Origin of the sequence: Bradyrhizobium sp. HKCCYLS2038 (assembly GCF_051167655.1) — a bacterium.
Taxonomy (GTDB): domain Bacteria; phylum Pseudomonadota; class Alphaproteobacteria; order Rhizobiales; family Xanthobacteraceae; genus Bradyrhizobium.
The window spans coordinates 38,930-64,490 of sequence record NZ_JBNPTM010000014.1; the positions used below are offsets into that span (position 1 = coordinate 38,930).

The 25,561-nt window shown below is 64.6% G+C and carries 24 protein-coding genes; 6 read left to right on the top strand and 18 right to left on the bottom strand.

The window, feature by feature from the left end; genetic code table 11:
* Window positions 1-30: 30 nt before the first annotated feature.
* A complete protein-coding gene (locus ACQR1I_RS34370; RefSeq protein WP_434870786.1) occupies window positions 31-2,709 on the bottom strand; it encodes a TIGR02302 family protein in 2,679 nt (892 codons plus the stop codon).
* Between the two features lie 295 nt (window positions 2,710-3,004).
* On the opposite strand from ACQR1I_RS34370, the gene ACQR1I_RS34375 reads away from it, so the two are divergent.
* The 3 genes from ACQR1I_RS34375 to ACQR1I_RS34385 all read left to right on the top strand — a co-directional run bounded on the left by ACQR1I_RS34375 (window position 3,005) and on the right by ACQR1I_RS34385 (window position 7,209).
* Window positions 3,005-3,277 (top strand): hypothetical protein, encoded by a 273-nt coding sequence (locus ACQR1I_RS34375; protein ID WP_434870785.1) that lies wholly within the window; start codon window positions 3,005-3,007, stop codon window positions 3,275-3,277.
* A gap of 892 nt (window positions 3,278-4,169) precedes the next feature.
* Entirely contained in the window at window positions 4,170-4,988 is an 819-nt protein-coding gene (locus ACQR1I_RS34380; protein WP_434870784.1) for a Swt1 family HEPN domain-containing protein, read from the top strand.
* Entirely contained in the window at window positions 4,981-7,209 is a 2,229-nt protein-coding gene (locus ACQR1I_RS34385; RefSeq protein ID WP_434870783.1) for a hypothetical protein, read from the top strand. Before ACQR1I_RS34380 ends, ACQR1I_RS34385 begins: the two co-directional genes overlap by 8 nt.
* An 82-nt stretch (window positions 7,210-7,291) precedes the next feature.
* Here ACQR1I_RS34385 and ACQR1I_RS34390 read toward each other — a convergent pair whose 3' ends face one another.
* From ACQR1I_RS34390 to argH, 7 genes are all read right to left on the bottom strand, one after another.
* On the bottom strand, window positions 7,292-7,579 hold the full coding sequence (locus ACQR1I_RS34390) for a hypothetical protein (RefSeq protein WP_434870782.1): 288 nt from the start codon (window positions 7,577-7,579) through the stop codon (window positions 7,292-7,294).
* 151 nt (window positions 7,580-7,730) lie between these two features.
* Window positions 7,731-8,705, bottom strand: a complete 975-nt coding sequence (argC, locus tag ACQR1I_RS34395; RefSeq protein WP_434870781.1) for an N-acetyl-gamma-glutamyl-phosphate reductase — start codon at window positions 8,703-8,705, stop codon at window positions 7,731-7,733.
* A 134-nt stretch (window positions 8,706-8,839) separates the two neighbouring features.
* Complete coding sequence (locus tag ACQR1I_RS34400) at window positions 8,840-9,163, bottom strand: addiction module antidote protein (RefSeq protein ID WP_434870780.1); 324 nt, start codon at window positions 9,161-9,163, stop codon at window positions 8,840-8,842.
* A 2-nt stretch (window positions 9,164-9,165) separates the two neighbouring features.
* Window positions 9,166-9,462 (bottom strand): type II toxin-antitoxin system RelE/ParE family toxin, encoded by a 297-nt coding sequence (locus tag ACQR1I_RS34405; protein WP_434870779.1) that lies wholly within the window; start codon window positions 9,460-9,462, stop codon window positions 9,166-9,168.
* 234 nt (window positions 9,463-9,696) lie between these two features.
* Entirely contained in the window at window positions 9,697-10,962 is a 1,266-nt protein-coding gene (lysA, locus tag ACQR1I_RS34410; RefSeq protein ID WP_434870778.1) for a diaminopimelate decarboxylase, read from the bottom strand.
* A gap of 306 nt (window positions 10,963-11,268) precedes the next feature.
* On the bottom strand, window positions 11,269-11,547 hold the full coding sequence (gene lptM / locus ACQR1I_RS34415) for an LPS translocon maturation chaperone LptM (RefSeq protein WP_434870777.1): 279 nt from the start codon (window positions 11,545-11,547) through the stop codon (window positions 11,269-11,271).
* A 111-nt stretch (window positions 11,548-11,658) separates the two neighbouring features.
* Window positions 11,659-13,050, bottom strand: coding sequence for an argininosuccinate lyase (gene argH / locus ACQR1I_RS34420; protein WP_434870776.1), 1,392 nt, complete (start codon window positions 13,048-13,050; stop codon window positions 11,659-11,661).
* A 99-nt stretch (window positions 13,051-13,149) separates the two neighbouring features.
* Between argH and tlpA the strand changes: the two genes are divergently transcribed.
* Window positions 13,150-13,839, top strand: coding sequence for a thiol:disulfide interchange protein TlpA (gene tlpA, locus ACQR1I_RS34425; RefSeq protein WP_434870775.1), 690 nt, complete (start codon window positions 13,150-13,152; stop codon window positions 13,837-13,839).
* Window positions 13,840-13,852: 13 nt separating this feature from the next.
* On the opposite strand, the gene ACQR1I_RS34430 is transcribed toward tlpA, so the two are convergent.
* The 7 genes from ACQR1I_RS34430 to ACQR1I_RS34460 form a co-directional block, all read right to left on the bottom strand.
* Complete coding sequence (locus tag ACQR1I_RS34430) at window positions 13,853-16,141, bottom strand: ATP-binding protein (RefSeq protein ID WP_434870774.1); 2,289 nt, start codon at window positions 16,139-16,141, stop codon at window positions 13,853-13,855.
* A 246-nt stretch (window positions 16,142-16,387) separates the two neighbouring features.
* The gene (locus ACQR1I_RS34435; RefSeq protein ID WP_434870773.1) at window positions 16,388-16,585 is read right to left on the bottom strand and encodes a putative motility protein; all 198 of its coding nucleotides are present in this window, start codon (window positions 16,583-16,585) and stop codon (window positions 16,388-16,390) included.
* Window positions 16,586-16,665: 80 nt separating this feature from the next.
* The gene (locus ACQR1I_RS34440; RefSeq protein ID WP_434870772.1) at window positions 16,666-17,544 is read right to left on the bottom strand and encodes a 3-hydroxybutyryl-CoA dehydrogenase; all 879 of its coding nucleotides are present in this window, start codon (window positions 17,542-17,544) and stop codon (window positions 16,666-16,668) included.
* A gap of 98 nt (window positions 17,545-17,642) precedes the next feature.
* A complete protein-coding gene (locus ACQR1I_RS34445; RefSeq protein ID WP_434870771.1) occupies window positions 17,643-18,587 on the bottom strand; it encodes an electron transfer flavoprotein subunit alpha/FixB family protein in 945 nt (314 codons plus the stop codon).
* The gene (locus ACQR1I_RS34450) at window positions 18,587-19,336 is read right to left on the bottom strand and encodes an electron transfer flavoprotein subunit beta/FixA family protein (RefSeq protein WP_316237108.1); all 750 of its coding nucleotides are present in this window, start codon (window positions 19,334-19,336) and stop codon (window positions 18,587-18,589) included. The genes ACQR1I_RS34445 and ACQR1I_RS34450 overlap by 1 nt, the downstream gene beginning before the upstream one ends.
* Window positions 19,337-19,454: 118 nt before the next feature.
* The gene (locus ACQR1I_RS34455; protein ID WP_434870770.1) at window positions 19,455-20,027 is read right to left on the bottom strand and encodes a cob(I)yrinic acid a,c-diamide adenosyltransferase; all 573 of its coding nucleotides are present in this window, start codon (window positions 20,025-20,027) and stop codon (window positions 19,455-19,457) included.
* Window positions 20,028-20,076: 49 nt separating this feature from the next.
* Entirely contained in the window at window positions 20,077-20,271 is a 195-nt protein-coding gene (locus tag ACQR1I_RS34460; protein WP_434870769.1) for a twin transmembrane helix small protein, read from the bottom strand.
* 145 nt (window positions 20,272-20,416) lie between these two features.
* Here ACQR1I_RS34460 and ACQR1I_RS34465 point away from each other — a divergent pair, with 145 nt between their 5' ends.
* On the top strand, window positions 20,417-21,310 hold the full coding sequence (locus ACQR1I_RS34465) for a YihY/virulence factor BrkB family protein (RefSeq protein ID WP_434870768.1): 894 nt from the start codon (window positions 20,417-20,419) through the stop codon (window positions 21,308-21,310).
* Here ACQR1I_RS34465 and ACQR1I_RS34470 read toward each other — a convergent pair.
* From ACQR1I_RS34470 to ACQR1I_RS34480, 3 genes are all read right to left on the bottom strand, one after another.
* Complete coding sequence (locus ACQR1I_RS34470) at window positions 21,237-22,370, bottom strand: ATP-binding protein (RefSeq protein WP_434870828.1); 1,134 nt, start codon at window positions 22,368-22,370, stop codon at window positions 21,237-21,239. The two genes, ACQR1I_RS34465 and ACQR1I_RS34470, sit on opposite strands and share 74 nt — an antisense overlap.
* 651 nt (window positions 22,371-23,021) lie before the next feature.
* A complete protein-coding gene (gene gluQRS / locus ACQR1I_RS34475) occupies window positions 23,022-23,894 on the bottom strand; it encodes a tRNA glutamyl-Q(34) synthetase GluQRS (protein ID WP_434870767.1) in 873 nt (290 codons plus the stop codon).
* A complete protein-coding gene (locus tag ACQR1I_RS34480) occupies window positions 23,891-24,757 on the bottom strand; it encodes a nucleotidyltransferase domain-containing protein (protein WP_434870766.1) in 867 nt (288 codons plus the stop codon). The genes gluQRS and ACQR1I_RS34480 overlap by 4 nt, the downstream gene beginning before the upstream one ends.
* Window positions 24,758-24,847: 90 nt before the next feature.
* Between ACQR1I_RS34480 and ACQR1I_RS34485 the strand changes: the two genes are divergently transcribed.
* The gene (locus tag ACQR1I_RS34485) at window positions 24,848-25,492 is read left to right on the top strand and encodes a DNA-3-methyladenine glycosylase family protein (protein ID WP_434870765.1); all 645 of its coding nucleotides are present in this window, start codon (window positions 24,848-24,850) and stop codon (window positions 25,490-25,492) included.
* Window positions 25,493-25,561 lie beyond the last annotated feature (69 nt).

The window sequence follows — 25,561 nt, forward strand, 5'->3', positions numbered from 1 at the left end:
TAACCGTCAGCCGCGCCGCGCGAGACCATCTCAATAATCCTTCAGGAGCCGCTCGATGTAGTCGAGCTCGACCTGCGGCCGCGACTGGTCGCCCAGGCGGCGGCGCAGCTCTTCGAGGATGCGGCGGACGCGCTGGACGTCGATCTCGCCGGGAATTTTCTGCGAGAAATCGTCGATGTCGCGCGGGTTCGGCATCGGACGCCCCAGCGGATCGGTCGGGCTGTTGGCCTGCCGTCCCCTTCCCTCGCGCGGACCCTGGCCCGGCTGGTCGCCATCGCCCTGCTGCATGGCATCCGCAAGGCTCTGCGCGCCCTTGCGCAACGCGTCGAGCGCCTTGCCCTGTGACTCCACGGCGCCATCGGCGTTGTTGTCGCCGAGCTGGCTGCCGGCATCGCCCATCGCGCCGTCGGCCTCGTCGAGACCGTCGCCCGCATCGCCCTGGTCGCCGTCATCGCCCGGCTCGCCTTGTTGTCCGGGCTGCCCCTTCTGGCCTTTTTGACCCTTTTCGCCCTTCTGTCCCTTTTCGCCCTTCTGGCCCATGCCGCGCTTGGCGAGCTGGTCCTGCAGCTGCTTGAGCCGGTCGCGCAGCGCCTGCTGGTCCTGCTGCAGGTCGCCCATGCTCTGGTCCTGGTCGCCCTGCTGACCCTGCTGCTGCTTGTTGCGGTTGCGGCGCGAATCCTGGCCCTGCTTGAAGGTCTTGTCGCGGAGCTGCTGCTGCTTGCGGATCATGTCGCCGAGCTCGTTGAGCGCCTGCTCCATGTCGTTGTCGCCGCCCTGGTTGGGCTGCGCCATCTGCAGATTCTCCAGCATCTGCTGCAACTGCTCGAGCAGCTCGCGGGCGCCCTCCTTGTCGCCCTGGCGCGACAGCCGCTCCATGCGGTCGATCATGTTCTGCAGGTCCTGCTGGCGCAGGATCTTGGTGTTCTGGTCGAGCGGCCGCTGCGCCATCTGCGGATTGTTGCGCAGCTGCTCGGCGAGCTGGCGCATGTAGTTGTCCATCGCCTTGCGCAGGTCCTCGGCGAGCTTCTTGATCTCCTCGTCGCTGGCGCCGCGCTCCAGCGCCTGCTTCAGCGCGTCCTGCGCCGCGCGCAGCGCCTTGTCGACGTCGGAGATGTTGCCGTCCTCGATCGTCACCGCGAGCGCCCACAGGCTCGCCACCACCTCGCGCAGCGCATCATCGGTGCGGGCCGCCTCGAGCTGGCGCGTCACCGCATGCAGACCGAGATACTGGCCGGGCTCCGGCGTAAACAGTTCTGGCGCGATCGCCAGCGCGTCGAGCGCGGTGAACACGTCGCCGTTGCGGTTGGCATCGAGCGCCAGGATGCGCCGCTGCTCGATCAGCGCCCGCGCCAAAGGCTTGGTGAACAGCCGCTCCGGCAGCCTGGTGTCGAACGGCTCGCTCTTGCCCTCGTTGCCGGCCTCGTCCTTGGCGGTCAGCGTGAGCGTGACGTCGGCGCCGGCGTAAGGATCTTCGCTGAGATCCTTGACAGTCTGGCCGACGCCGTTGCGGGTGCGCGCATTCGGCAGCACCAGCGCAAACTCCGGCGGCTGGAACAGCGGCCGCGCCGCCGGCGCATCCGCAGGCTTCGTGTCAGCCGGCTTGTTGTCGCCACCCTTGTTGCCATCGGCGACCTTGGTGTCGGCGGCGCGCGCGACGACCTGGGCGCGGGCTTCGGTGACGCCGTAATCGTCCTCGAGCTTGTAGGACAGCTTGAGCGAGCCGCGCGCCTGGCGCTCCGGGTCCTTGGCCATGCTGATGACCGGCGGCTTGTCCGGCGTCGCCGCAAACACCCATTGCGGCTGGCCGGAGGGCGCGCGCACATGCGCGGTGCCATCGGCCTTGATGATGAAATGCTTCTCGGTGGTGCCCTTCGGCGCAGCCTCGCCGGTCGCGGCCTCGCCGGGCGCAGCCTCCGCGACGCCGCCTGACGTGACCACGTCGAGCGTGCCGCCGCTGGAGCGCACGATCAGGGTGGAGCCGGCCGGCACCACGATCGCGCCGCTCGAAGGCACCGCGCCTTCCTTGTTGGCGGCCGACAGGATGATCGGCGGCTTCGCGGTGTAGAGCGGCGGCTTGATCCAGGCATCGACACGGATCGTGACCGGCGTCAGCACGCCGTTCCAGTCGAACGCCGAGGCGACGCGCATCGCGCGCTCCTCGCCGGCGGCAAAATACGTCGCGACCATGAGCACGATGACCAGCGCGCGCACCGCCCAGGGATCGTGCAGCGACAGCCGCGGCCGCGGCGTGCCGGCGCGGATGCGCTTGACCGAGGCCAGCGTGCGCTCGCGCTGCGCCTGCCACAGCGCCCGCGCGATCGGGTCCTGCGTGGAGAGCGTGTCGGTCAGCGCGGTGGCGGGACGATGCGCGATGCCCGAGCCGCGATCGAGCCGCGCCAGCCCTTCGTCGCGCGTCGGCCAGCGGTAGCGCAGCATCGGCACGGCAGCGCCGGCCAGCATGGCAAGAAAAAGGACGACGCCGGCCGCGCGCGCCGGGAACGGCAGGCCGAGCCACAGGCCGGCCCATGAGGCGATCAGAAACAGTCCGACGACCGTGAGCAGCCGTGCCAGATGCGGCCAGCCGCGCTCCCAGGCAATGGCATACCGAGCCCGCTTCAGCGCCTGCTGCAGCTTCAGCCGCGCAAGGCGATCATTGGAATCGGGGGTGCTGCTTGCCGGCCCAGCCGGCTCGGGGGTCACGCCGCTCAACAATCTCTCCAGGTTGCCCGGATGTTCACCCTAGCACAAAGGCAGCCGTGAGGCACCCGTTCCGCGGGGGCTTTCCCTGCAACGACGGCGGTTGACACGAGAGTGTGACCGGCCGGGTTCCCGAAAATTCACGGGAGCCAGCCTTTGGGCCACTCGTCCAGGCCGCGGATCGCGGCTACGCTGGCCGGATGAGTGGTCCGTCACCTCGCCTGCTTGCATCCGCGCCTCCTCCGAGCGCCACTGACTCGGGCTGCGAAGAGCTGACCGCGAACGCCCCCTCGCAAACGGAGCAGGCATGAACATCCTCTTCGTCGCCGTCGGGGTGCCCTGCTTTGTGGGAGCCATCATCGCGGTGGGTGTCGCAGTCTACTCGTTCGTCGTCATGCTGAGAAACGAGCGGCCGGGCAACAGCCTCTGGCTCACGTCGCTGCTGGGCCCCCTCATTCTCTTCATTCCCGGCCTCTGGACAGCGGATGGCAACAGGGCTCGCATGCGCGTCATCTACAGCTCGCTCGTGTTCGGCGTGTGCTTCCTGATTACGTTCTTGCTGGGAGTCGGACCAAAGTAGCACTTCGCAGACCCCGATCTCCGTCATTGCAAGCCGCATTGTTCTCGCGACGCATTCCGCGCCCGAGCGATGCCCAACATCTCACCCTCTTCAAACAGAGGGCGCAGGGAAGGCCAGGTGCCGGCTGGCACCTGCGGTCCGCGTGCAACAGAAAGCACGCGGCAGAACCACAGGCTCAGCCGAGATCACCCGGCCTTCCCTGCGCGATGGTGTTACGACTTATACGCGATCTTCCCGGGGAACGGCTGTCTTGCCCCCGTCGCCGGCGATTCGTCACCGCCAACTTGGCATCAGCACCGCGATGCCAGAACCACGCGATTTCATCGTCGCACCGGGATCGTTCGTCCGCGCGAGCAAGCCCACGCTGCGTCCCAATGCGCCCACCGCATCCCGCACCCGACGTCCGTGACGACCGCGAAGCGCCCCCTCAGCGGGACGGGATGCGGGGAATAGAGCATGATTTCGGATAAAGCGCAAGTCAAATGTAACATCCGGTCTGGCGCAGCGCCGCGATTCCCCAAATCGGCGTGATCTGGGTTGCAAGCAATCCGCAACTCTGAGAATCACGCAGGACAAAAGTTGACAGGGCGGCCGCACTCCACCCGGTACCGAACCAGCCGCGTTTCATCCCTCGTCAGCCCAACCACGCAGGCGCAACATTGCGACAGACTGCAGCGCATGACGAAGTTCGCGAGAGCGGTATTCGAGTTTCCTTAGCCAGCTTCATGCACCGCATTCGATCTATTTAGTGCACAGCGGCCATCGCAATTCCGTGAAGTTCTGTCGGCGTGGAGCGCCAGCGGCGTTGCAATCTTCCATCCACCCCAATACAATCATGAGATGAACTTTCGCGAGCTACTATCAATCCAAATGAATCAATAGACGGCAGTGCATGCTTGAAAGCGGCTTTGAACAACAGCGCGATCTAAATGCTAAAGCATTTGAGCTGCTATACGAGATTGAGGTCATTTTAAGAGAGCTATGCGCCAAGAAACTAGAAGATTCTCACGGAAGACATTGGGCCAAGCGAGGGCTACCACCCGATATTCTTCCAAAAATAAAGAGCGCGATCACGTACGAACAAAAGACAAGATGGCATCGAGCAACTTTACACCATCCCCTTTACTACATCGATTTTCCAGACCTAAAGAAGATAGTTATCGGAGGAAATTGGAATCCTATTTTCTCGGAAATCTTTTCAAGCCGCTCTGGAACAGAAGCCGCGCTTTCGGATCTTGAACTCCTTAGAAATCAGGTCGCACACAATCGGTTCGTGAGCGCGGTAGATATGAATATCTTGAGGGGGATTCACTCCAAACTTTTGCAGAGCATTTCTCCAAACGATCTGAACGCCGCACGGAATGCCGCGAACAAACGCGTTCCGATCCTCGCTCTTTTGGACGAACTCCGCCGTAAAATCATTGGAAGCGTCCACGCAATGAAAGGCGCGCTCGCGTTACCCGGTGAAGAAGCACCCGACTCCGCCTTGCTCGACGAGTGGTGGTTCGATTCCACCTATCTTGATCACGACATCGGGCCGCTGAAGGAATTCACGTCGCTTTGTACGGACTACTCGATGATTCCCAAAGGGCTCGGCCAAGCGATGTACCGACGGATGTGGGTTTCCGAGCACAAAGCAGCCGAAATTGGCGACAGAGCGTGCACTATCATGTTCTCGATTCAAGAGAAGGCGGCGCAGATCTATGAATAACATTCGAGAACTCGCAAATCCCTACGATTTTGGAAACCCAGTTGGCGACGACCGCTCCTTCTTTGGACGAACAATAGAGATCGCCGATACCATTTACTACCTCAATCAGGCGCAGCTTACTCGGAAGCCAATACACCTTGCCTTTATTGGCGCGCGTGCGTCTGGAAAAACGAGCTTCCTTAATATTGCAGAACTAGAGGCAAAACGCAGGGGGTTCTGCACTGTCCGTATAAATCTTAACGAAGGCGACGTCGAAACCGACTTCAATTTTTTTCGAAAGCTATTCCACTCCATCCTCATGGCAAGTTTTTTCTCCGGCGCATTTGGCGGAAAAGGGAGCTCAGCCTACTTTAGCTACCTTGATTTAGTAGCGACGAACAACATTAACGACACAGAACAACTTCCCTTGATATTTGCATATCAACTTGCCCGCGCAGCCCAAGCAAACAAGAATTCCTTTCACATATCTGACGACATATTGTCGGAGGATCTAAAATCCATAGCAGCCGAGCTAAGACGCCCGATCATAGTTCTATTTGATGAATGTAATGTCTTACGGGCGAACCGCATAATATTGGAGAAGTTACGAAATATATTCATGAACATGACTGATTACATGCTCGTATTTGCAGCTACGAACGATTTTTTTCCGGTCATGGATGAAGTGTTTTCACCAATAATGAGGCAGTTCAAAAAAATAGAAATAGGCCCCTTCAAGACCTACACTGACGTTCGAGACTGCGTAATGACACCATTACGAAACGGCGGAATGTCGACATCTGATGCAAAACGACTCGTTCCAAGAATGTTCCTGGACGACGTCGACACCTTGTCAGGCAGGAGACCCTACGAAATTCAACTGATCTGCCACACGATGTTCAAGCGCTGTCAAGAAGGAAATTCCAAGCGATTTAGTCTTGACTTAGTTACGCTTCAATCGATCCAAAATGAGTTAGCGTCTGGTCAAAATATCGATCAGCGACCAATCATTAGCGCCGCAAGAAAATTACACCGAAAGACTCTAAGGGCACTAGCTCTCGTCGCCTCAACATCAATACACTTGTCTATTAGTGATTGGTGGCGCATCGAGTTCAGCTTTCATTCAGAGACCAGATGGACAGAGCAAACATTTCGGGATGCTATAGCAGAGCTGATTTTGGCCGGATTGATACAAGAGCGAGAGGGAAGCATTTACTTCGCTGGAGATGATCTCGATCGTATTTACATCAAGTACTTTGCGAGACAGAAAAGCGTTTCGCTAATTGGCCTAGAGATCCCCTTTGGGGTATATGTTATGAACGAACTAACAGCTATGTTTTCAACATATGAAGCCATGAAACCGATAGGAGCAGCATCGACAGCCGACAAAGTTGACGACGTTTTCGTTCTAACCCAAATATTGAGAGAAGAAGACACGGCACCGCACACGCTCGCCGCTTTGACAGCGTCGCCATGGGTTGAGGACCTGCTATCGAAGTTTTTACTGAGAGAGCCGGGCGAGGAAGTAATTCTATATGAGTTTTTCATTGCGTTCGGCTCATCACCGGTACAAGCTTGGTTCTTCTTGAACGAACCGGAGCAGACTGCTCAGTCGAAAAAATTGAATAATACTCTGAAGGAATTCGAGAAGCGCGCTGCGCAAGTCGGCTTCGAGGCCAAATCGCGATCGTGGCGAATAAAAGTGCCCAACAGGCAAACGTTAGTTAAAAGAATAGTAGCGCTAAACAATGAACAGCTCGCAACACGACTGAGCAGAAGACTCATGGCCAGGATGGCCCACGAGTACGTGGAAGAGCGAAACTCTTTGTTAGCGATGGAACTTGTTGATATGGCGTTCTTGATATCTCCTTCCCGCGAAACTCCTGAGGCGAACAATGTAGGATATTTGTATATGGCTTCCGGAAATTTTGAGGAGGCCAAGAAGTGGTTCGAAGCGGGCGTTCAGTACCAAGTTGAAGAAGACGAAGTCCAATTGCTGAACTACAATTTAGGCGTCCTCAGCGCCCTAATGGGCGATCTGACGGCGGCCAATATCTTCCTTTTGAAGGCTAAGCGATTTGGACGGAAATCACCTCCCGCTTGCGCTTTTCGGCTTTCTGTGAAGAGCGGAAAACTAGAGTACGAGGAGCTCTTCGAACCACCGTCGTTAGATATCTTGATAGACGAAGCAACCAAGACAATCAGTCAGGTGAGCCGTGATCCGGGCGAGGTTAAGCACTAACGGATATTACGACAGCGCACTAAACTCCTGAAGTTGGCTTCGACTTTCTTTTGAGCGCACCAGTCGCGGCAAGTCCCCGCCTTCAAAGCGCCACCCATTTCGACCGGGTTGCATCGAGGACCGGCCTCATCACCTCATCGACCTCCGCCGCCGACGAATGTGCCTCCGGGAAGATTGCCAGCGCGCCGACTTGGCTGGCTTCGCGCAGCGACAGGAAGAAGGCCGCCCGCATATACACAATCGCCAGCAGACGGAAGTCGGTGTCGAGGAGGCCCAGGTGGCGACCGATCATCGACACGAGCTGTGATGCGGTCGCGCCGGCTTCGGCTGCCTTGCGCAGCTCTCGCACCAGGGCATCGTCGAGGTCCATTCTGCTTTTCCCCGTGTCGACGTGGATGGCCGGGACGAGCCCGGCCATGACGATGCGGAAACAGACGACTACATACTTGGAGGGTTACGGACGATAGCGCTCTGTCTTGCAACCACAGTGCCGCGCATCCATCGCGATAAGCGCCCCGACATCACGGCCACACCGGCGCCCCGTCCAGCCCCGCCGTCTCCGGCAGGCCGCAGATCAGGTTCGCGTTCTGCACCGCCTGCCCGGCGGCGCCCTTGCCGAGGTTGTCGACGACGCCGAGCGCGATCACCAGGTTGCGCTCGGGGTCGGCGGCGTAGCTGACGAAGGCGAGGTTGGAGCCGGTGGCCCATTTGGTCTGCGGCGGCTGGTCGGTGACGCGGACGAAGGCGCTGTTAGCGTAGAAGCGGCGGGCGGCGTCGAGGCACTGCGCCGACGTGGCGCGGCCGCGGGCGTAGATGGTGGCGAGGATGCCGCGGGTCATCGGCACCAGATGCGGCGTGAACACGAGGCCAGCGGCGCTGCCGCCGCTGATGCGCGCGATGGTGCTGATGATCTCGGGCATGTGGACGTGCTTGAGGAGGCCGTAGGGGATCAGGTTCTCGTTGGTCTCGGCGTAGCCGAACTTGGCTTCGCCGCTGCGGCCGGCGCCGGAGATGCCGGTCTTGGCGTCGATCACGATGTTGTCGGGCGCGATTAGGCCGTTGGCCAGCAGCGGCGCCAGCGCGGTCAGCGCTGCCGCGGGAAAGCAGCCGGGATTGGCGATGCGGCTTTGGCGCGCGATCTCGTCCGGCCAGACGTCGGCGAGGCCATAGGTCCAGCCGTCGGCGTAGCGGTGGTCACCGCCGATGTCGACGATCTTCACCCCGCGGGCGACGCGCGCCAGCGCCTCCGCCGAGGCGCCGGTCGGGAGCGAAGCGAACAGCACGTCGAGCTTCGGCAGCCGCGCCGGGTCCCATTTCTCGATCACGAGATCGGCGAGCTTGCCCGGCACGCCGGGAAAGCGCTCGACCAGCCGGCTGCCGGCGCTGCCCTCGCCCGCGGCGTAGGCCAGCTCGAACTCCGGATGGCCAGCGATCAGGCGCATCGCCTCGCCGCCGCCAAAACCGCTGATCCCGACGATGCCGACGCGAATGGTCATGGGTGGGGGTCCTCGTGCTGGAGTAACGACGCCGAATTGCGACGACGCTGTACAATGTGCAGATGGGCTTGCCTATGGCCAACGTCCCGCGCCCAGTGGCGGGAGGCGGGGCGTCGCGCCGCAGTCCATCATGATCACCGCAATGCCGCGGCCTTCGCGCTCGGCTTGGCACGGGCCGGCGCGGCCGTGAGCCGAATTCCCATCGCGGCGATGATGCGCAGAACAGTCGCAAATTCAGGGTTGCCGTTCTCGCCGAGCGTCTTGTAGAGCCCTTCCCTGGTGACGCCGGCCGCCTTGGCAACCTTGCTCATGCCCTGCGCCCGCGCGACGAGGTTGAGCGCGTCGCGGACCTCGGCGGGATCGCCATCGGCGAGCACGATGTTGAGATACTCCGCGCGGGCGGCCGGTGTGCGAAGGTGCTCAGCGGCGTCGAACTTCTTCAGCTTGCTGACCTTCATCCTCAGTCCTCCAATGTCGCCGCGATGTCCTGTGCCTTGCGGATGTCCTTGTCCTGGGTCCGCTTGTCGCCGCCGCAAAGCAGGATGACAATCGTCTTGCCGCGCCGCGTGAAGTAGATCCGGTAGCCCGGGCCGTAGTCGATGCGAAGCTCGCTGACCTGACCACCGACCGACTTGGCATCGCCGAAGTTTCCGGCTGCAACCCGGCTGATCCGCCGCACGATCTGCAAACGCGCTCGCTGATCGCTCAAGCCGGCCAGCCAATTCGTGAACCCGGGCGTTTCGCGAACGTCGAGCATGTGGCGGAATGTAATCTATGGATTACAGTCGTACAAGAGCGCGATGTGCGAGCCTAAACCGGGCAATCGGGCAGGAAAGCCTGCCAATGAGTTACTCCGTCATGCCCGGGTTTGTCCGGGCATCCACGTCTTGCCCAGGATGCCGAACGACGTGGATGGCCGGGACAAGCCCGGCCATGACGGCGTGGAAGCAGGCCGGCACAACATATGAGCCGCATGGGCGACAGCCCCTGCTCACAACCACGGCGCCGGTGTGTCCATCGCAATGAGTTGCTCGACCTCGATCCGCGGCCTAATCACGGCGGACTGGTTGCCCTTCACCAGCACTTCGGGCACCAAAGCTCGCGTGTTGTAGGTGCAGGCCTGCACGGCGCCGTAGGCGCCTGATGTCATGATGGCGAGGAGATCACCCGGCGAGGGTTCGGGCAGCGCGCGGTCGAGCGCGAGGTAGTCGCCGCTCTCGCAGACCGGGCCGACGACGTCGGCCACGAAGGCGGGCGCTGATGGCGCGGCCTGCTTGACGGGCAGGATGTCGTGATGCGCCTCGTACAGCGTCGGGCGGATCAGATCGTTCATCGCGGCGTCGATGATGACGAAGTTCTTGGCCTCGCCGTGCTTCACGTAGATCACCTTGGCGACCAGGATGCCGGCATTGCCGACGATCATGCGGCCGGGCTCGAACATCAGGGTGCAGCCGAGATTGTGGCTGACGCGCTTGACCATCGCAGCGTAGGCGGCGGGCTCCGGCGGCACCGCACCGTCGAGATGATAGGGGATGCCGAGGCCGCCGCCGAAATCGACATGGGAAATGTCGTGACCGTCGGCGCGCAGCGTCTGCACGAACTCGGTGAGGATGCGGAACGCAGTCTCCATCGGGCCGAGATCGGTGATCTGGCTGCCGATATGGACGTCGACGCCGGTGACCTTGATGCCCGGCATCTTCGCCGCGCGGGCGTAGACGCGGCGCGCGTGCTCCAAGGGAATGCCGAACTTGTTCTCCGACTTGCCGGTCGAGATCTTGGCGTGCGTGCCGGCATCGACGTCCGGATTGACGCGGATGGAGATGCGGGCGGTGTGGCCGGTCTCATTGGCGAGCCGCGCCAGCAGGTCGAGCTCGGGCTCGGATTCGATGTTGAGGCAGTGGATGTCGGCTGATAGCGCGGCGCGCAGCTCGGCCTCGGTCTTGCCGACGCCGGAGAACACGATCTTGCGCGCGGGGATGCCGGCCGAAAGCGCCCGCTTCAGCTCGCCGCCGGAGACCACGTCGGCGCCGGCGCCGCACTTCGCGAGCGTGCGCAGGACCGACTGGTTGGAATTGGCCTTCATCGCGTAGCAGATCAGCACGTCCTGACCGGCGAAGGCGTCGGCGAACACGCGGTAGTGCCGCTCGAGCGTGGCGGTGGAGTAGCAGTAGAACGGTGTGCCGACGGTGGCGGCGAGCTCGGCGAGATTGACGTCCTCGGCATGCAGAACGCCGTCGCGGTAGTCGAAATGGTTCATGGCTCAGGTCCGCACGGGGCTTGCGAGATGAGGGATTGTGGCGGCGAATTGCCGGGAAATGAGGGGGATTGTCAATTGAGGGCGGCGGGGCGGACCTGCAGGACAATGCGACCGCTGAGGGCGATCTGAGTGATGCCCTCGCCTGCCCCCGCATCGTCATGCCCGGGCTTGACCCGGGCATCCACGTCCACCGCGGATGCCGAACGACGTGGATGGCCGGGTCAAGCCCGGCCATGACGGGGGAGAGAGCCGGGCTAGATTCTTGGGCCGGTGCGGATGAGGTGACGTCGCCGAACGGCCGTCGCCCTATTTGCTGTCCAGCAGCGGGTCCAGGATGAAGGGCTTCTTCTGGCCGCGCGGGGCGGCGGGGGCGCCGTCGGTGCCGTAGCCGGAGTTGAAGACGCCGGGCTTGGCGGCGTTGTCCATCGTGGTGTCGGTCGGGGCGGCGGACATCTGCGGCGCCGGCGGGGAATTGGCCGGCAGCTCCAGCGGACCCTTGCGGCCGCAGGCGGCCAGCAGCAGGGCTGAGGCGCCCAAGACGATCAGGACCCGGACGGCGGACATCGGACGGCGGCTGCGATTCACGTGTGAGATCCCCATGCGGGCGGCACCATACAGAGATTGAGCCGGGCTGACGAGTGCGGGAGTGCCACGCCAGTCCGGTCAAATTTCGGCGGTCAAGTTCGGCCAGCAGCCCTACTTTCGCTGCTTTTCCAGCCGCTTCAGCCAGGCCTTGGCCTGCGAGGCCACGTTCTTCGGCGCGGTGCCGCCGAAGCTGGTGCGGCTCTTGACCGAGGATTCGACCGAGAGCACGCCGAACACCTCGGCGGTGATCTTCGGCTCGACCTCCTGCATCGCCTTCAGCGGCAGCTCGTGCAGCGCCACGCCCTGCTTCGCGGCCTGCGCGACGATGCGCCCCGTGACGTGGTGGGCGTCGCGGAACGGCATTTTCAGCGTGCGGACCAGCCAGTCGGCGAGATCCGTGGCGGTGGCGTAGCCCTCGCCGGCGGCGGCCTTCATGCGCTCGGCATCCGGCACCAGGTCGAGCGCCATGCCGGTCATGGCGCGCACCGCGAGCGACAGCGCCGCGAACGCCTCCATCGCGCCCTGCTTATCCTCCTGCATGTCCTTCTGATAGGCGAGCGGCAGGCCCTTCATGACGATCAGGAGCCCGTTGAGCGCGCCGATGACGCGGCCGGTCTTGGCGCGGACGAGCTCGGCGGCATCCGGATTGCGCTTCTGCGGCATGATCGAGGAGCCGGTGGTGAACTTGTCCGACAGCTTGATCAGGCCGACCAGCGGCGAGGTCCAGATCACGATCTCCTCGGCGAAGCGCGACAGATGCACGGCGCAGATCGATGCGGCCGAGAGCGTCTCCAGCACGAAGTCGCGGTCGGAGACGGCGTCGAGCGAATTGGCCATCGGGCGCTCGAAGCCGAGCGCCTCGGCTGTCGCGTGGCGGTCGATCGGGAACGAGGTGCCGGCGAGCGCCGCGGCGCCGAGCGGGGATTCGTTGAGGCGCTTGCGGGCATCGGCAAAGCGGCCACGGTCGCGGCCGGCCATCTCGACATAGGCGAGCAGATGGTGGCCGAATGTGACGGGCTGCGCCGTCTGCAGATGGGTGAAGCCGGGCATCACGGTGCCGGCGAACTCCAGCGCGCGGGTCGCCAGCGCGTGCTGATAGGCGGCGAGCGCCGCATCGATGTCGTCGAGTTCGTCGCGCACGAACAGGCGGAAGTCGGTCGCGACCTGGTCGTTGCGCGAGCGCGCGGTGTGCAGGCGGCCGGCGGCGGGGCCGATGAGCTCGGAGAGCCTGCTCTCGACGTTCATATGGATGTCTTCGAGCGACCGCTTGAAGTCGAACGAACCCTTGGTGATCTCTAACAAAATCGTGTCTAGACCCTTGCCGATATTTTTCGCATCACCGGACGTGATGATGCCCTGGGCGGCGAGCATGGCGGCGTGCGCCTTGGAAGCGGCGATATCCTGCGCGTAAAGGTGGCGATCGACGTCGATCGAGACGTTGATGTCCTCCATGATCTCGTCGGGACGCTCCGAGAACCGTCCGCCCCACATCGTGTTGCTCATGCCAAAACCGCTTCTTGAAACCTTGCTGATCGCCACCGGGTGGGACACACCGTCCGGTATCCCCGAATTCGCGCCTCTGATAGCCGCAACCGACCCGAGATGACAAACGATAACCCAGAGCCGTCCCCTGCCCGCCCCGCCTCCCGTGGTCGGACCCTGCTCGTCGCCGGCGCCGTGGCGGTCGTCGCCGTGGCCGGCGTCGCGGCGGCGTCGTTCGGCGGTCTGCTGAAGGGCAAGGCGGCCGGCGACCAGGCCTGCCAGGCGGCGGTCGCCACCGCCGCGCGGCTCGCGCCGCTGATCAAGGGCGAGGTGGCTGCGCTGACGGCGGCCACAACGCCGCTGCGGCTGCCGGACCTCGCCTTCGAGGACGCCGCGGGCAAGCCGGCCAAGCTGTCGGATTTCCGCGGCAAGACGGTACTTTTGAACCTCTGGGCGACGTGGTGCGTGCCCTGCCGCAAGGAGATGCCGGCGCTCGACGGCCTGCAGGGCAAGCTCGGCAGCGACGCCTTCCAGGTGGTCGCGGTCAACATCGACACCCGCGACCCGGAGAAGCCGAAGGCCTTCCTGAACGACGCCAAGCTGACCCGGCTGGCCTATTTCAGCGACGCCAAGGCCAAGGTGTTCCAGGACCTGAAGGCAGTCGGCCGCGCCTTGGGCATGCCGACCTCGGTGCTGGTCGACGGCAATGGCTGCGAGATCGCGACCATCGCGGGACCTGCCGAATGGGACAGCACTGACGCGGTCAAGCTGATCGAGGCGGCGACATCGAAGGCCGCCGCGGGGCTCTAGCGGCCGCGCAGGACTAAGCGGCCTCGTGGCGGCGGCGTTCGATCGCGCCCCAGCGGGCGAGCGTGGCCTCGAGCGCGGCCGGATCGATCGGCTTGGTCAGGAAATCATTCATGCCGGCGCCGATGCAGATCTCGCGCTGGCCGACCAGGGCGTTGGCCGTCAACGCGATGATCGGCACGTCACGCGCCGGGATGTCGAGATTGCGGATCGCTGTTGTCGCCGACATGCCGTCCATCTCCGGCATCTGCATGTCCATCAGCACGAGATCGTAGCGCTTGTCCTGCACCGCCGCGATCGCCTCCAGGCCGTTGCAGGCGACGTCGAACTGGCATCCGAGCCGCGCCAGCAGCTTGGTGATCAAGGTGCGGATGATCGGCGTGTCGTCCACCACTAGCACCGTCAGCCGATCGGGCCTTGCGGGGACCGCCGGCTGCTGCGGCGGCGACGCGACCTCCGGCCGTTGGCCGACGCCGCATTGCACGGTGAACCAGAACCGACTGCCGCGCCCCGGCTCGCTGTCGACCCCGATCTCACCGCCCATCGCGCGGCAGAGCTGCCGGCAGATCGCCAGCCCAAGCCCGGTGCCGCCGAATTTGCGCGATACCGAGGTGTCGGCCTGGGTGAACGGGTCGAACAGCATCGCCTGGATGTCGGCCGGAATGCCGACGCCGGTGTCGATCACCTCGATGCGAAGCTCGACGCGTTGGTCGGAGATGAGCCGATGCGACGCATCGACGCGAACGCCGCCCTGGTGGGTGAACTTGATCGCATTGCCGACGAGGTTGAACAGGACCTGGCCGATCCGGACCGGATCGCCGATCAGCCAGGCCGGAATGTCGCCGGCCTGCGAGATCTCGAGGGTCACGCCCTGGTCGCGCGCCTGCTGACCGAGCAGAGTGGTCACGCCCTTCAGCGTGTGGCCGAGGCTGAAGCCAATCGCCTCGGGCGTCAGACGCCCCGCCTCCAGCTTCGAGAAGTCGAGGATGTTGTTGACGACGGCGAGCAGGTTGCGACTCGATTCCCTGGCGATCTCGGCGAGACCGCGCTGCTCCTCGTCGAGACGGGTGCCGGCGAGCAGGTCGATCATGCCCATCATGCCGGCCATCGGCGTGCGGATCTCGTGGCTCATCATCGCAAGGAAGTCGGACTTGGCGCGGCTCGCCGCCTCGGCGGCCTCCTTGGCGGCCGCGAGCGCCTCGGTGGCGCGTACGCTCTCCGTGATATCCTCATAGGTCGTGACCCAGCCGCCATTGGGCATCGGTCGGAAGTTCAGCCTGATCGTCCGGCCATCAACCAGTTTGTCGACCCGGGTTTCCGGCGTCCTTGCCTGGTGAGCGGCTCGAAGCCCAGCCACATACTGTTCCGCCTGCTCGACGGCGGTCCCCGCCCTGGCACGCGCTGCGAGCAGCTGATCGACCGCCATTCCCGGATGGATCTGGTCGGGCGACAGTCGGAAGATCCTGAGATAGCTTTCGTTGAACAATTGCAGATGGCTATCGGGGCTGAACATGCAGAGGCCCTGATCCATGTTGTTCAGGGCCGCATCGAGCTGCATGTTGCGGACGCTCAACTGATGTCCGGAGCGGCGATCGAACATCGCGACGATCAGGCCACCGATCAGCAGCGTGGCAGCCACGGCCGACACAGACACGGCGAGGGTCACGGTCGACAGCATCGGGCCGGTTGGACTCGCATCCGGCCTCTGCAGCAGTTCAATCGCGCCCATGGCGACGAAATGATGCGAGGTGATCGCGAGCGTCAGCAGCCCAGCGGCGCCTGCGGATGACAGCAGGCTCTCGCTGCGCGTCGCGACGAGCAGCGACAATGCGCCGAACACCATGCCGAGCAGCACGGACGCCGTCACAAGGTCCGGCATCCAGACGATCACGGCGGGGATTCGCAGCGAAGCCATGCCCATGTAGTGCATGACCGCTATTCCGAGACCGACCATCGCGCCTCCGATGGCGGCGCGCTGGCGATGACGGCCGAGAACGGCGGCCGCGAAGCCGGCGGTCGTCGTGACCGCGGCTGCGACCAGCGACATGACGGTCATCAGCAGATCGTAGCGGATCGGGAAACCCGGCGTGTAGGCGAGCATGGCGATGAAGTGCGTCGACCACACCCCGCCTCCTGTCACGATCCCGGCGATGGCAAGCCAGGTCCGCCGGGCGTCACCGTCCGTGACCCGCGCGCGCTGAAGCATGTTGACCGCGGCGAGACTCGTCAGCAGGCAAACGCAAGCGGCCAGCAGCACCAGCCACTTGTCGTGCTCCGTTTCGAGACAGCTCAATACCCGCAACATCCAAGAGCTCCGCGTGCGCGCGCAACGCTAGCGGGTGCGGGATTTCCCGAGCGTAAAGAACACACCCCGGAGTTCCGCGGAAGTCCGGTTTGTGTCTTCGATCATGACGCCCGATCTGGACAACGCCAGCCATCCATCTCTCAGCCGAGTGTCGAGAGGTATGATGAGCCCGTTTCGGCTTCCGGTGGTGTGACGGGAAGCGTCCGCCACTTGCGACCTGCCTAGTTGACTGATCGTCAGTCGCCCTCAGGCCGCGATGTTGAGATTGCCGCCGACGCCGGGGCCGACATTGGCGAGCGACAGCGTCTGCTGCGCGCCGCCGAGCAGCGTCAGGACCGCTTCCTTCTGCGCATCCAGGTTCTGCTTCATGACTGATGTGGCGACCTGCTGCTGTGTCGCGTTCGCCTGCTGCGCCAGGGCCGCAGCCACCAAGCTCATATCCATACGCATGTACCTCGCAAGGCGAACGTACCCGGGCAGCCTTAACGAAGCGTATCGATCGAGCGGATCAATGGGCGGTTGAACTACCGGGTCGGGACCGGCTTGGGCCCACGATAGTCGTAGAAGCCGCGCTGCGTCTTGCGGCCGAGCCAGCCGGCTTCGACATATTTGACCAGCAGCGGACACGGCCGGTACTTGGAATCGGCCAGTCCCTCGTGCAGCACCTGCATGATCGACAGGCAGGTATCGAGCCCGATGAAGTCGGCGAGCTCAAGCGGACCCATGGGGTGATGCGCGCCGAGCTTCATCGCCGCGTCGATCGCCTCGACGTTGCCGACGCCTTCGTACAGCGTGTAGATCGCCTCGTTGATCATCGGCAGCAGGATGCGGTTGACGATGAAGGCCGGGAAATCCTCGGACACCGCGACCAGCTTTCCGAGACGTCCGACGAATTCCTTGGCCGCCTCGAACGTGGTGTCGTCGGTGGCGATGCCGCGGATCAGCTCCACCAGCTCCATCAGCGGAACCGGGTTCATGAAGTGGATGCCGATGAACCGCTCGGGACGATCGGTGCTGGCGGCGAGCCGGGTGATCGAGATCGACGAGGTGTTGGAGGCGACGATCGCCTCCGGCTTCAGCACCGCGCAGAGATCGTGGAAGATCTTGCGCTTGATGTCCTCCTTCTCGATCGCGGTCTCGATGACGAGATCGCAATCGGCAAGGCCGTCGAGCGTTTCGCTGATCGAGATGCGGCCGAGCGCCTGGTTGCGTGCCTCCTCGGAGATCACCTTCTTGGCGACCTGACGGGTCAGGTTGCCATTGATGGTCGCCATGCCCGATTTCAACCGGTCGGAGGTGACGTCGTTGAGCACCACGTCGAGCCCGGCCAGCGCAGCGACATGCGCGATGCCGTTGCCCATCTGTCCCGCGCCGATCACACCGAGCTTGTTGATCTGAGCCATGTCGTCATCCACCGGAACGGCGCAACGTTTGCGCCCGTCCATGCCTTAACAGATGAAACACCGGCCGCGACAGTCCCATGCGCGGCCGGTGTGGAGTGTCACTTGCCGAGCTTGCCGAGCGCGTCGGTCAGTTCGGGAACCGCCTGGTAGAGGTCCGCCACCAGGCCGTAGTCGGCCACCTGGAAGATCGGCGCGTCCTCGTCCTTGTTGATCGCGACGATCACCTTGGAGTCCTTCATGCCAGCCAGATGCTGAATGGCGCCTGAAATGCCGACCGCCACATAAAGCTCCGGCGCGACGACCTTGCCGGTCTGCCCGACCTGCCAGTCGTTCGGCGCGTAGCCGGCATCGACCGCGGCGCGCGAGGCGCCGACACCGGCGCCGAGCTTGTCGGCCAGCGGCTCGATGTACTTGGCGAAGTTCTCGCGGCTCTGCATCGCGCGGCCGCCGGAGACGATGATCTTGGCCGAGGTCAGCTCGGGGCGATCGCTCTTGGCGACCTCCTCGCCGACGAAGCTCGACAGCGCCGGATCGCCGGCCGCCGCCACGCTCTCCACCGTCGCGCTGCCACCCTCGCCCGCGGCTGCGAACGTGGAGGTACGAACGGTGATGACCTTCTTGGCGTCCTTCGACTTCACGGTCTGGATCGCGTTGCCGGCATAGATCGGCCGCTCGAACGTGTCGGGCGCCACGACCTTGATGATCTCCGAGACCTGCATCACGTCGAGCAGGGCTGCGATGCGCGGCATCACGTTCTTGAAGCGCGACGTCGCCGGCGCGACGACCGCGTCGTAGTTCGCGGCGAGCTTGACGACGAGGTCGGCGAGCGGCTCGGCGAGATCATGCGCATAGGCCGCGTCATCCGCGAGCAGCACCTTCTTGACGCCGGCGAGCTTGGCGGCGGCCTCGGCCGCGCCCTTGGCGCCCTGACCCGCAACCAGCACATCGACATCGGCGCCGAGGGCTGTAGCCGCCGTCAGCGCCTTGTTGGTCGCGTCCTTGATCGCGGTGTTGTCGTGTTCTGCAATCAGCAGCGTGGCCATCAGAGCACCCCCGCCTCGGTCTTGAGTTTGTTGACGAGCTCGGCGACGTCCTTGACCTTGACGCCGGCCTTGCGGCCCGCGGGCTCAGCGGTCTTGATGACCTCGAGCCGCGGCGTGAGATCGACGCCGGTGTCGGCGGCGGTCTTCTCGGCGATCGGCTTCTTCTTCGCCTTCATGATGTTCGGCAGCGACGCATAGCGCGGCTCGTTGAGGCGGAGATCGGTGGTGACGATCGCCGGTCCCTTGAGCTTCACGGTCTGCAGGCCGCCATCGACCTCGCGGGTGACCTTGAAGTCGGAGCCTTCGACCTCGAGCTTGGAGGCGAAGGTCGCCTGCGCCCAGCCGAGCAGCGCCGCCAGCATCTGGCCGGTCTGGTTCGAGTCGTCGTCGATCGCCTGCTTGCCGAGGATGATCAGGCCCGGCTGCTCCTCCTGGGCGACCGCCTTGAGGATCTTGGCGACCGCGAGCGGCTCCACATTGCCCTCGGCCTTGACCAGGATGCCGCGGTCGGCGCCCATCGCGAGCGCGGTGCGGATGGTCTCGGAGGCCTGGGCGGGCCCGATCGACACCACGACCACCTCGGTGGCCTTGCCCGCTTCCTTCAGGCGCAGGGCTTCCTCGACGGCAATCTCGTCGAACGGATTCATCGACATCTTGACGTTGGCGAGCTCAACGCCCGATCCGTCGCTCTTGACGCGGACCTTGACGTTGTAATCGACCACCCGCTTGACCGGCACCAGAACCTTCATCGATCCTCTTTCGCTCTTAATATGTCCGGGGTTGACCTTTTCGGCGCGGAACCTAAAGCGCCCGTACCCCCCGGTCAACGCGCGAAGGGGGAAAAAAGCAGGCCCGCGCGCCCCCGGGTTAACGGTTTTGCCCGGGCACCCATAGCACGTCGCCGGCGCCATTGCGGTTGGCCGCCCGGCTGGCCACGAACAGGAAATCCGACAGCCGGTTCATGTAACGAATGGCAGCCTCGCTGACCGGCTCGTCCGGCTTACCAGCGAGTTCCGCCATGATCCGTTCCGCCCTGCGGCAAATGGTACGGGCCACGTGCAGGTGCGCCGCCGCCGGAGTTCCGCCGGGGAGCACGAACGAGGTCAGCGGCGACAGCCGCTCGTTGAGCGTGTCGATGTCGCGCTCGAGACGGTCGACCTGGCTGGCGACGACGCGCAGCCGCTCGGCCTTGCCCTCCCGCTGGGGCACCGCCAGGTCGGCGCCCAGATCGAACAGATCGTTCTGAATGAGGCCGAGCATCGCATCGATCTCGGGCGCATCGGCAAGGTGCAGCCGGACGACGCCGATCGCAGCGTTGGTCTCGTCGACGGTTCCATAGGCGGAGACGCGCAGATCATATTTCGGACGGCGCTCGCCATTGCCCAGCGCCGTCGTGCCGTCGTCGCCCGTCCGCGTGTAGATGCGATTGAGGATGACCATATCGTTTTCAGCGTCCCGTTCTCAACGTCCCGATCTTAACGACCCGTTCTTAACGTCCCATGGCCCAGATCGCCGCCATCGCGATGACGATCGCGACGAACTGCAGGATCACCCGCCAGCGCATCAGCTTCTGCGACAAATTCGGCGAGCCGCCGCGCATCATGTTGAAGAGGCCGAGAAACAGCACCAGAGCGACCGCGCCGACGGCGATGGGAAGGATGAATTTACCGAGGAGTGAAGCCATTGGGGCTAGATAACATCGCAAAAGCGGAAGCGCCATGCCGGATCGGGGCACCTGAGCCACCAACTTCCGGGGCTGCAACTTCTGGCTTTTGGGCTCGTAATATCGGATTGTGGAATCAAATTTGTTTCGCGGAGTGCAGGAACAGGTGAAGGCGCTTCGCTACATCGTCCACGTCGTCATGGATGCGTTCTACACCTTCCTCGCCGATGACGGCTGGGCGATCGCCAGTCACATCGCGCTGTCCACCCTGATGGCGCTGTTTCCCTTCCTGATCGTCCTGACGTCGCTGGCCGGCTTTCTCGGCTCCAAGGATCTCGCCGACCAGGCCGCCACCCTGATCCTCGAGACTTGGCCGGCCCAGGTGGCCGATGCGCTGACCGGCGAGATCCACGACGTGCTGACCACGACCCGGACCGACGCGCTGACCATCGGCGCCGTGCTCGCGGTCTATTTCGCCTCGAACGGCGTCGAGGCGCTGCGGGTTGCGCTCAACCGCGCCTATGGCGTGATCGAGCAGCGCCGCTGGTACTGGCTGCGGCTGGAATCGATCGGCTATACGCTGATTGCCGCCTTCACGGCGCTGGCGATGTCGTTCCTCATCGTGCTCGGCCCGCTGATGCTGGCCACCGCGCGCCGGTTTCTACCCTTGGCGGTCGAAGCCAACGAGCATTTCGTCAATCTGACGCGCTACGGCATCACTATCAGCGCGTTGGTCGTTGCCCTCTTCATCCTGCACGCCTGGCTGCCGGCGGGACGGCGCAGCTTCATGCAGATCGTGCCCGGCATCGTCTTCACCTTCGTGGCCTCGCTGGTGTCGGGTATCGTGTTCGGCCAGTATCTGGCGCGCTTCGCCTACAACTACGTTACCATGTATGCGGGGCTCGCCTCGGTGATCATCGCTTTGGTGTTCCTGTATTTCATCGCTGCGATCTTCGTGTATGGCGGCGAGTTGAACGCATCGATCATCAAGTCGCGTCTGCCGCGCGGCGTGTCGCTTCAAGAAGCGCAGTCGCTAGAGCCCGCGGCGAAACGGGTTTGAGCAGGAACGCATCCGCGCCGGCGGCGCGCGAGGCCGCCTCGTCCTCGCCCCGTCCGGACACGCCGATGATCGGGATCGTTCCATGCGGCCCTTCGAGCTTGCGCACCCGGGCAATCGCCTCGACACCGTTGATGCCCGGCAGCACCATGTCCATCAGCACGGCATCGTAGCTGCCCGCCGCGATCCGCTCCGGCGCCGCCTCGCCGCGGCCGATGAACTCGGCCTGGTGGCCGAGTTCGTTGAGGATGGTGTTGAGCACCACACGGCCGAACGGATTGTCCTCGACGCCCAGGATGCGCAGCGGCCGCGTCGGCGCCAGGGTGACGCCATCCTCGCCTTCCGCGCTGGTGTGCGGCGCCGCTGCGATCGTCAGCGCGACGGTCAGCGTGAACGTCGTGCCGCCGCCCTCGTGCGGGGACACGGCGACGTCGCCGCCCATCGCCCGCGCCAGTTGCCGCACCGAGGACAGGCCGAGGCCGGCGCCGCCGAACCGCGAGGCGATCGAGACATTGGCCTGGCTGAACGGGCGGAACAGCCTCCTGATCTCCTGCAGCGTCAGGCCGATGCCGGAGTCGGAGACAGCGAAGACGACCGCAACCTTGCCCTTGCCGGAAGCTGATCGGCCGCGGCCGCTCCGCCCGGCCAAGCCGACCTCGAGCGCCACGCCGCCCTGCTCGGTGAACTTCACCGCATTGTCGATGAGATTTTCGAGCGCAGCGCGCAGCCGCACGGGATCGCCGATCACGAGCCCCGGCAGCGCATCGGACACCTCGACCCGCGCCTCTAGCCCCTTGGCGGCCGCGCGACCGGCCAGCGAGTCGCCCGCGGCGCGTGCCAGCACGCGCAGGTCGAACAGGTCCTCGCGCAGCAGCGCGCCGGTGGTTTCGTCCTTGGCGGCAGCGACGAACAGCGTCGCCAGGCTCGACAGGTGCTCCGCCCCGGCCTTGATGGTGTCGACCCAGCGCCGCTCGCGCTCGCCGAGGTCGGAGGTGGCGAGCAGGTCGCTGATGGCGAGAATGCCCGTCAGGGGCGTGCGGACCTCGTGCGCGAACACGGCCAGCGCGGCTTCGACGACCCCGGCGCCCGGCTCCCCTGCACCAGACTTCGTGATGGCCTTCGTTGCGACGGGCTTGGTCGAACTCCGCCGTCCCCCGGCCGGTGCGGTCACCTGAGGAACGTGCTTCTTGAGAGGACGCGCCTTCGTGCGCTCCTTGACGGGCGCAGCCTTGGTCGCCGGCGTCTTCGGCCGCTGGGCCTTGGATGACCGTCCCGCGGACGCCGTGCCGGAGGACGTCTTTTGAGCCGGTCGTGATCCACCAGTCGTCCTGGACGCACCGGCGGGCTTGGACACAGCAGACTTAGACACAGCAGGCTTGGGCACAGCCGGTCTCGGCGCAGCAGGCTTGGGCGCAGCAGGCTTGGGCGCAGCAGGCTTGGGCGCAGCAGGCTTGGGCGCAACCGCCTTGGCCGGGCGGGCCCGACGCCCCGTACTCGTATTCCGAACGCGCTTCATCATGGCCCCTGTGACATGAACTCCGACAAACGAAGGGGCACCTCTACTGTCATGTCTCGCCGTGCCGCTTTCGATTGAAGCTCCCGATAACCCGCGCCAACGAACAGCATGGCACGGTCGTTTCCGGGTGTCACGATGCCCCAGAGGTTGTCCCCGCCGGAAACATTCGGAGACACCGGGACTTGCGGCAGGACGCGGCTAGACCAAGCCGATCCTGTGTCGGATTTCCGCCGGCGAGACGCCTGTGGCGCGCAATGTGCGCAATCCCGTCGCCTGCGTGGATTTGGACAGCTTGTGGCCTTCAGCGTCGCGAACCAGTTGGTGATGCCGATAGGCCGGCGCCGGCAGGTCGAGCAGGGCTTGCAGCAGCCTATGCACGCTGGTCGCATGAAACAGGTCCTGTCCACGGACCACCTCGGTCACGCCCTGTAGCGCGTCGTCGACGACCACCGAGAGGTGATAGCTCGTCGGGGTCTCCTTGCGGGCGAGGATGACGTCACCCCAGGCCTCCGGCCGCGCCTCGACCGTGCCGGTGACGCCGGACGGTCCGGCACCGGACTCGTCCCAGGTCAGCCGGCCGGCGCGCGCGGTCGCTGAGGCCATGTCGAGCCGCAGGGCATAGGGCGCACCGGCGGCCATCAGCTCTGCACGCCGGGCTTCAGACAGCGCCGTCGCGGCGCCCGGATACAGCGGCGCACCATCCGGATCGCGCGGCCAGGCTCCGTCAGCATCGCGCTGGGCGACCAGCCGCGCGATCTCGGCCCGGCTTTCGAAGCTCGGATAGACCAGCCCCATCGCCTGCAGCCGCTGCAGCGCAGCCTGGTACTCGGCGAGATGCTGCGACTGCCGCCGCACCGGCTGCTCCCAGGCGATGCCGAGCCAGGCGAGGTCCTCGTAGATCGCCTGCTCGTAGTCCGGCCGGCAGCGGGTCGGATCGATGTCCTCGATCCGCAACAGGAAACGGCCACCACTCTCCCGCGCGCGCTCAAAGTTCAGCAGCGCGGAATAGGCATGGCCGAGGTGGAGATAGCCGTTGGGACTGGGAGCAAATCGGAAAACGGGTGGCGTCATGACGGGATCGAGGATTCAGATCGGTCGGTCCCTCCTCCCTGCGCGTCGGCTTCCAGCCGCTCGACCACGGTCCGATAGAATTGCTCCGCCTGCTGCATCATCCCGGCCGCACTGCCGCTGCTGTCGCCGAAGGTCGACCGGGCCAGCACGAATTCGGCATCGATGAACTCAGCCACGACCGCCGACAACGGCGCTGTCCCGAGATCGCGGGTCAACGCCTTACGCTGCATCAGCCTCGCCACCTCCACCAGCAAAGCGGATGGCGGATCGCACTCCGCCATCAGCGTCGCGAAATGGATCGGCGCCAAAGCCTCTGCCGGATGCAGGCGCAGCCAGCGCAGCGACAACGCCGGCCCCAGCGCATAGAAGATCCTCTTCTGCGGGACCGCCATGCCGTCGCCGAAATGCACGCGGCGCTGACGTTCGCCGTGGTGCAGATGATGCCGCGCGACGGCATCGCGGCTCGTCACCCCCCGCGCAAAGGCGAGGAATTCGTCTCGGAACCAGGCGACACCGCGATAGATCACCGGCGACTGCAGCCACTCGATGATGACCACATTGCCCTTGAGCAGCAGGCGCACCGCCTTGGCCAGATCCCAGCCATTGGCGTCGAAATCATCCTGCAGCGGAAACTCGATGACATCGCGCACCGGCCACGGCTTGATATGATCCGTCGCGCGCCGCACATAGACGAACCTGCAATCGTAGTCGCTGTCGGGCGAGGCAAAGCCCCAGGCCCGGCTGCCGCTCTCGATGGCGAGCGGCAGAAACACGCCGTGCTCGCGGACGACGCGATCCAGCAGGGCGTCGACACCGGCCACCTTGTCGCGGTCCATGTCGGAGGGGATGCTACGCAAGCTCATGAAAGGTCCAATTTTGACTGATGCTGCCTTAGCCCCGGCTCTCCGTGCCGTCCACCCGGCCGAGCACTGCGTCGATCGGCGTGCCGCTGCATGACCCTCCACCTCGACAGCCAGGCCCTCCTCGAGGATGCCGTCCGTGACCTCGTCAAGCAGGACGCGCGGCTCGCGCCGATCCTCGATGCGACCGGGATGCCGGCGCTGCGGCGGCGGGAGCCGGGGTTTGCGGGGCTCGCGCATATCGTCTGCGGCCAGCAGCTCTCGACGGCGAGCGCGGCGGCGATCTGGGGCCGGCTACAGGCGGCGTTCGCGCCGTTCGAGGCCGACGCGATCCGCCGTGCCCGCGCCGACCGGCTGGGCCGGCTCGGGCTGTCCGCGGCCAAGATCAAGACGCTCAAGCACATCGCGCGCGAGCTCGCGGCGGGCCGGCTGAACCTCGACGTGCTCGCCAACGAGGACGCCGACGCGGCCCACGCGACCCTTACTGCCCTGCCCGGCATCGGGCCATGGACGGCCGACGTCTATCTGCTGTTCTGCCTCGGCCACGGCGACGCCTGGCCGGCGGGCGATCTTGCCGTGCAGGCGGCGGTCAAGGTCGGGCTCGGCCTTGCCGCGCGTCCCACGTCCAAGCAGATGATGCCGCTGGCCGAAGCTTGGCGGCCGCTGCGCGGCGCGGCGGCGCATCTGTGGTGGAGCTATTATCGCGTGCTCAAGACGCGCGAGGGGGTCGTCGGCTAGCCCACTTTCCGTCCGCCTCGCTCCCGGGTTACGCTCCGCGGCCGACGACGATGCCACGAGGCCACCGCG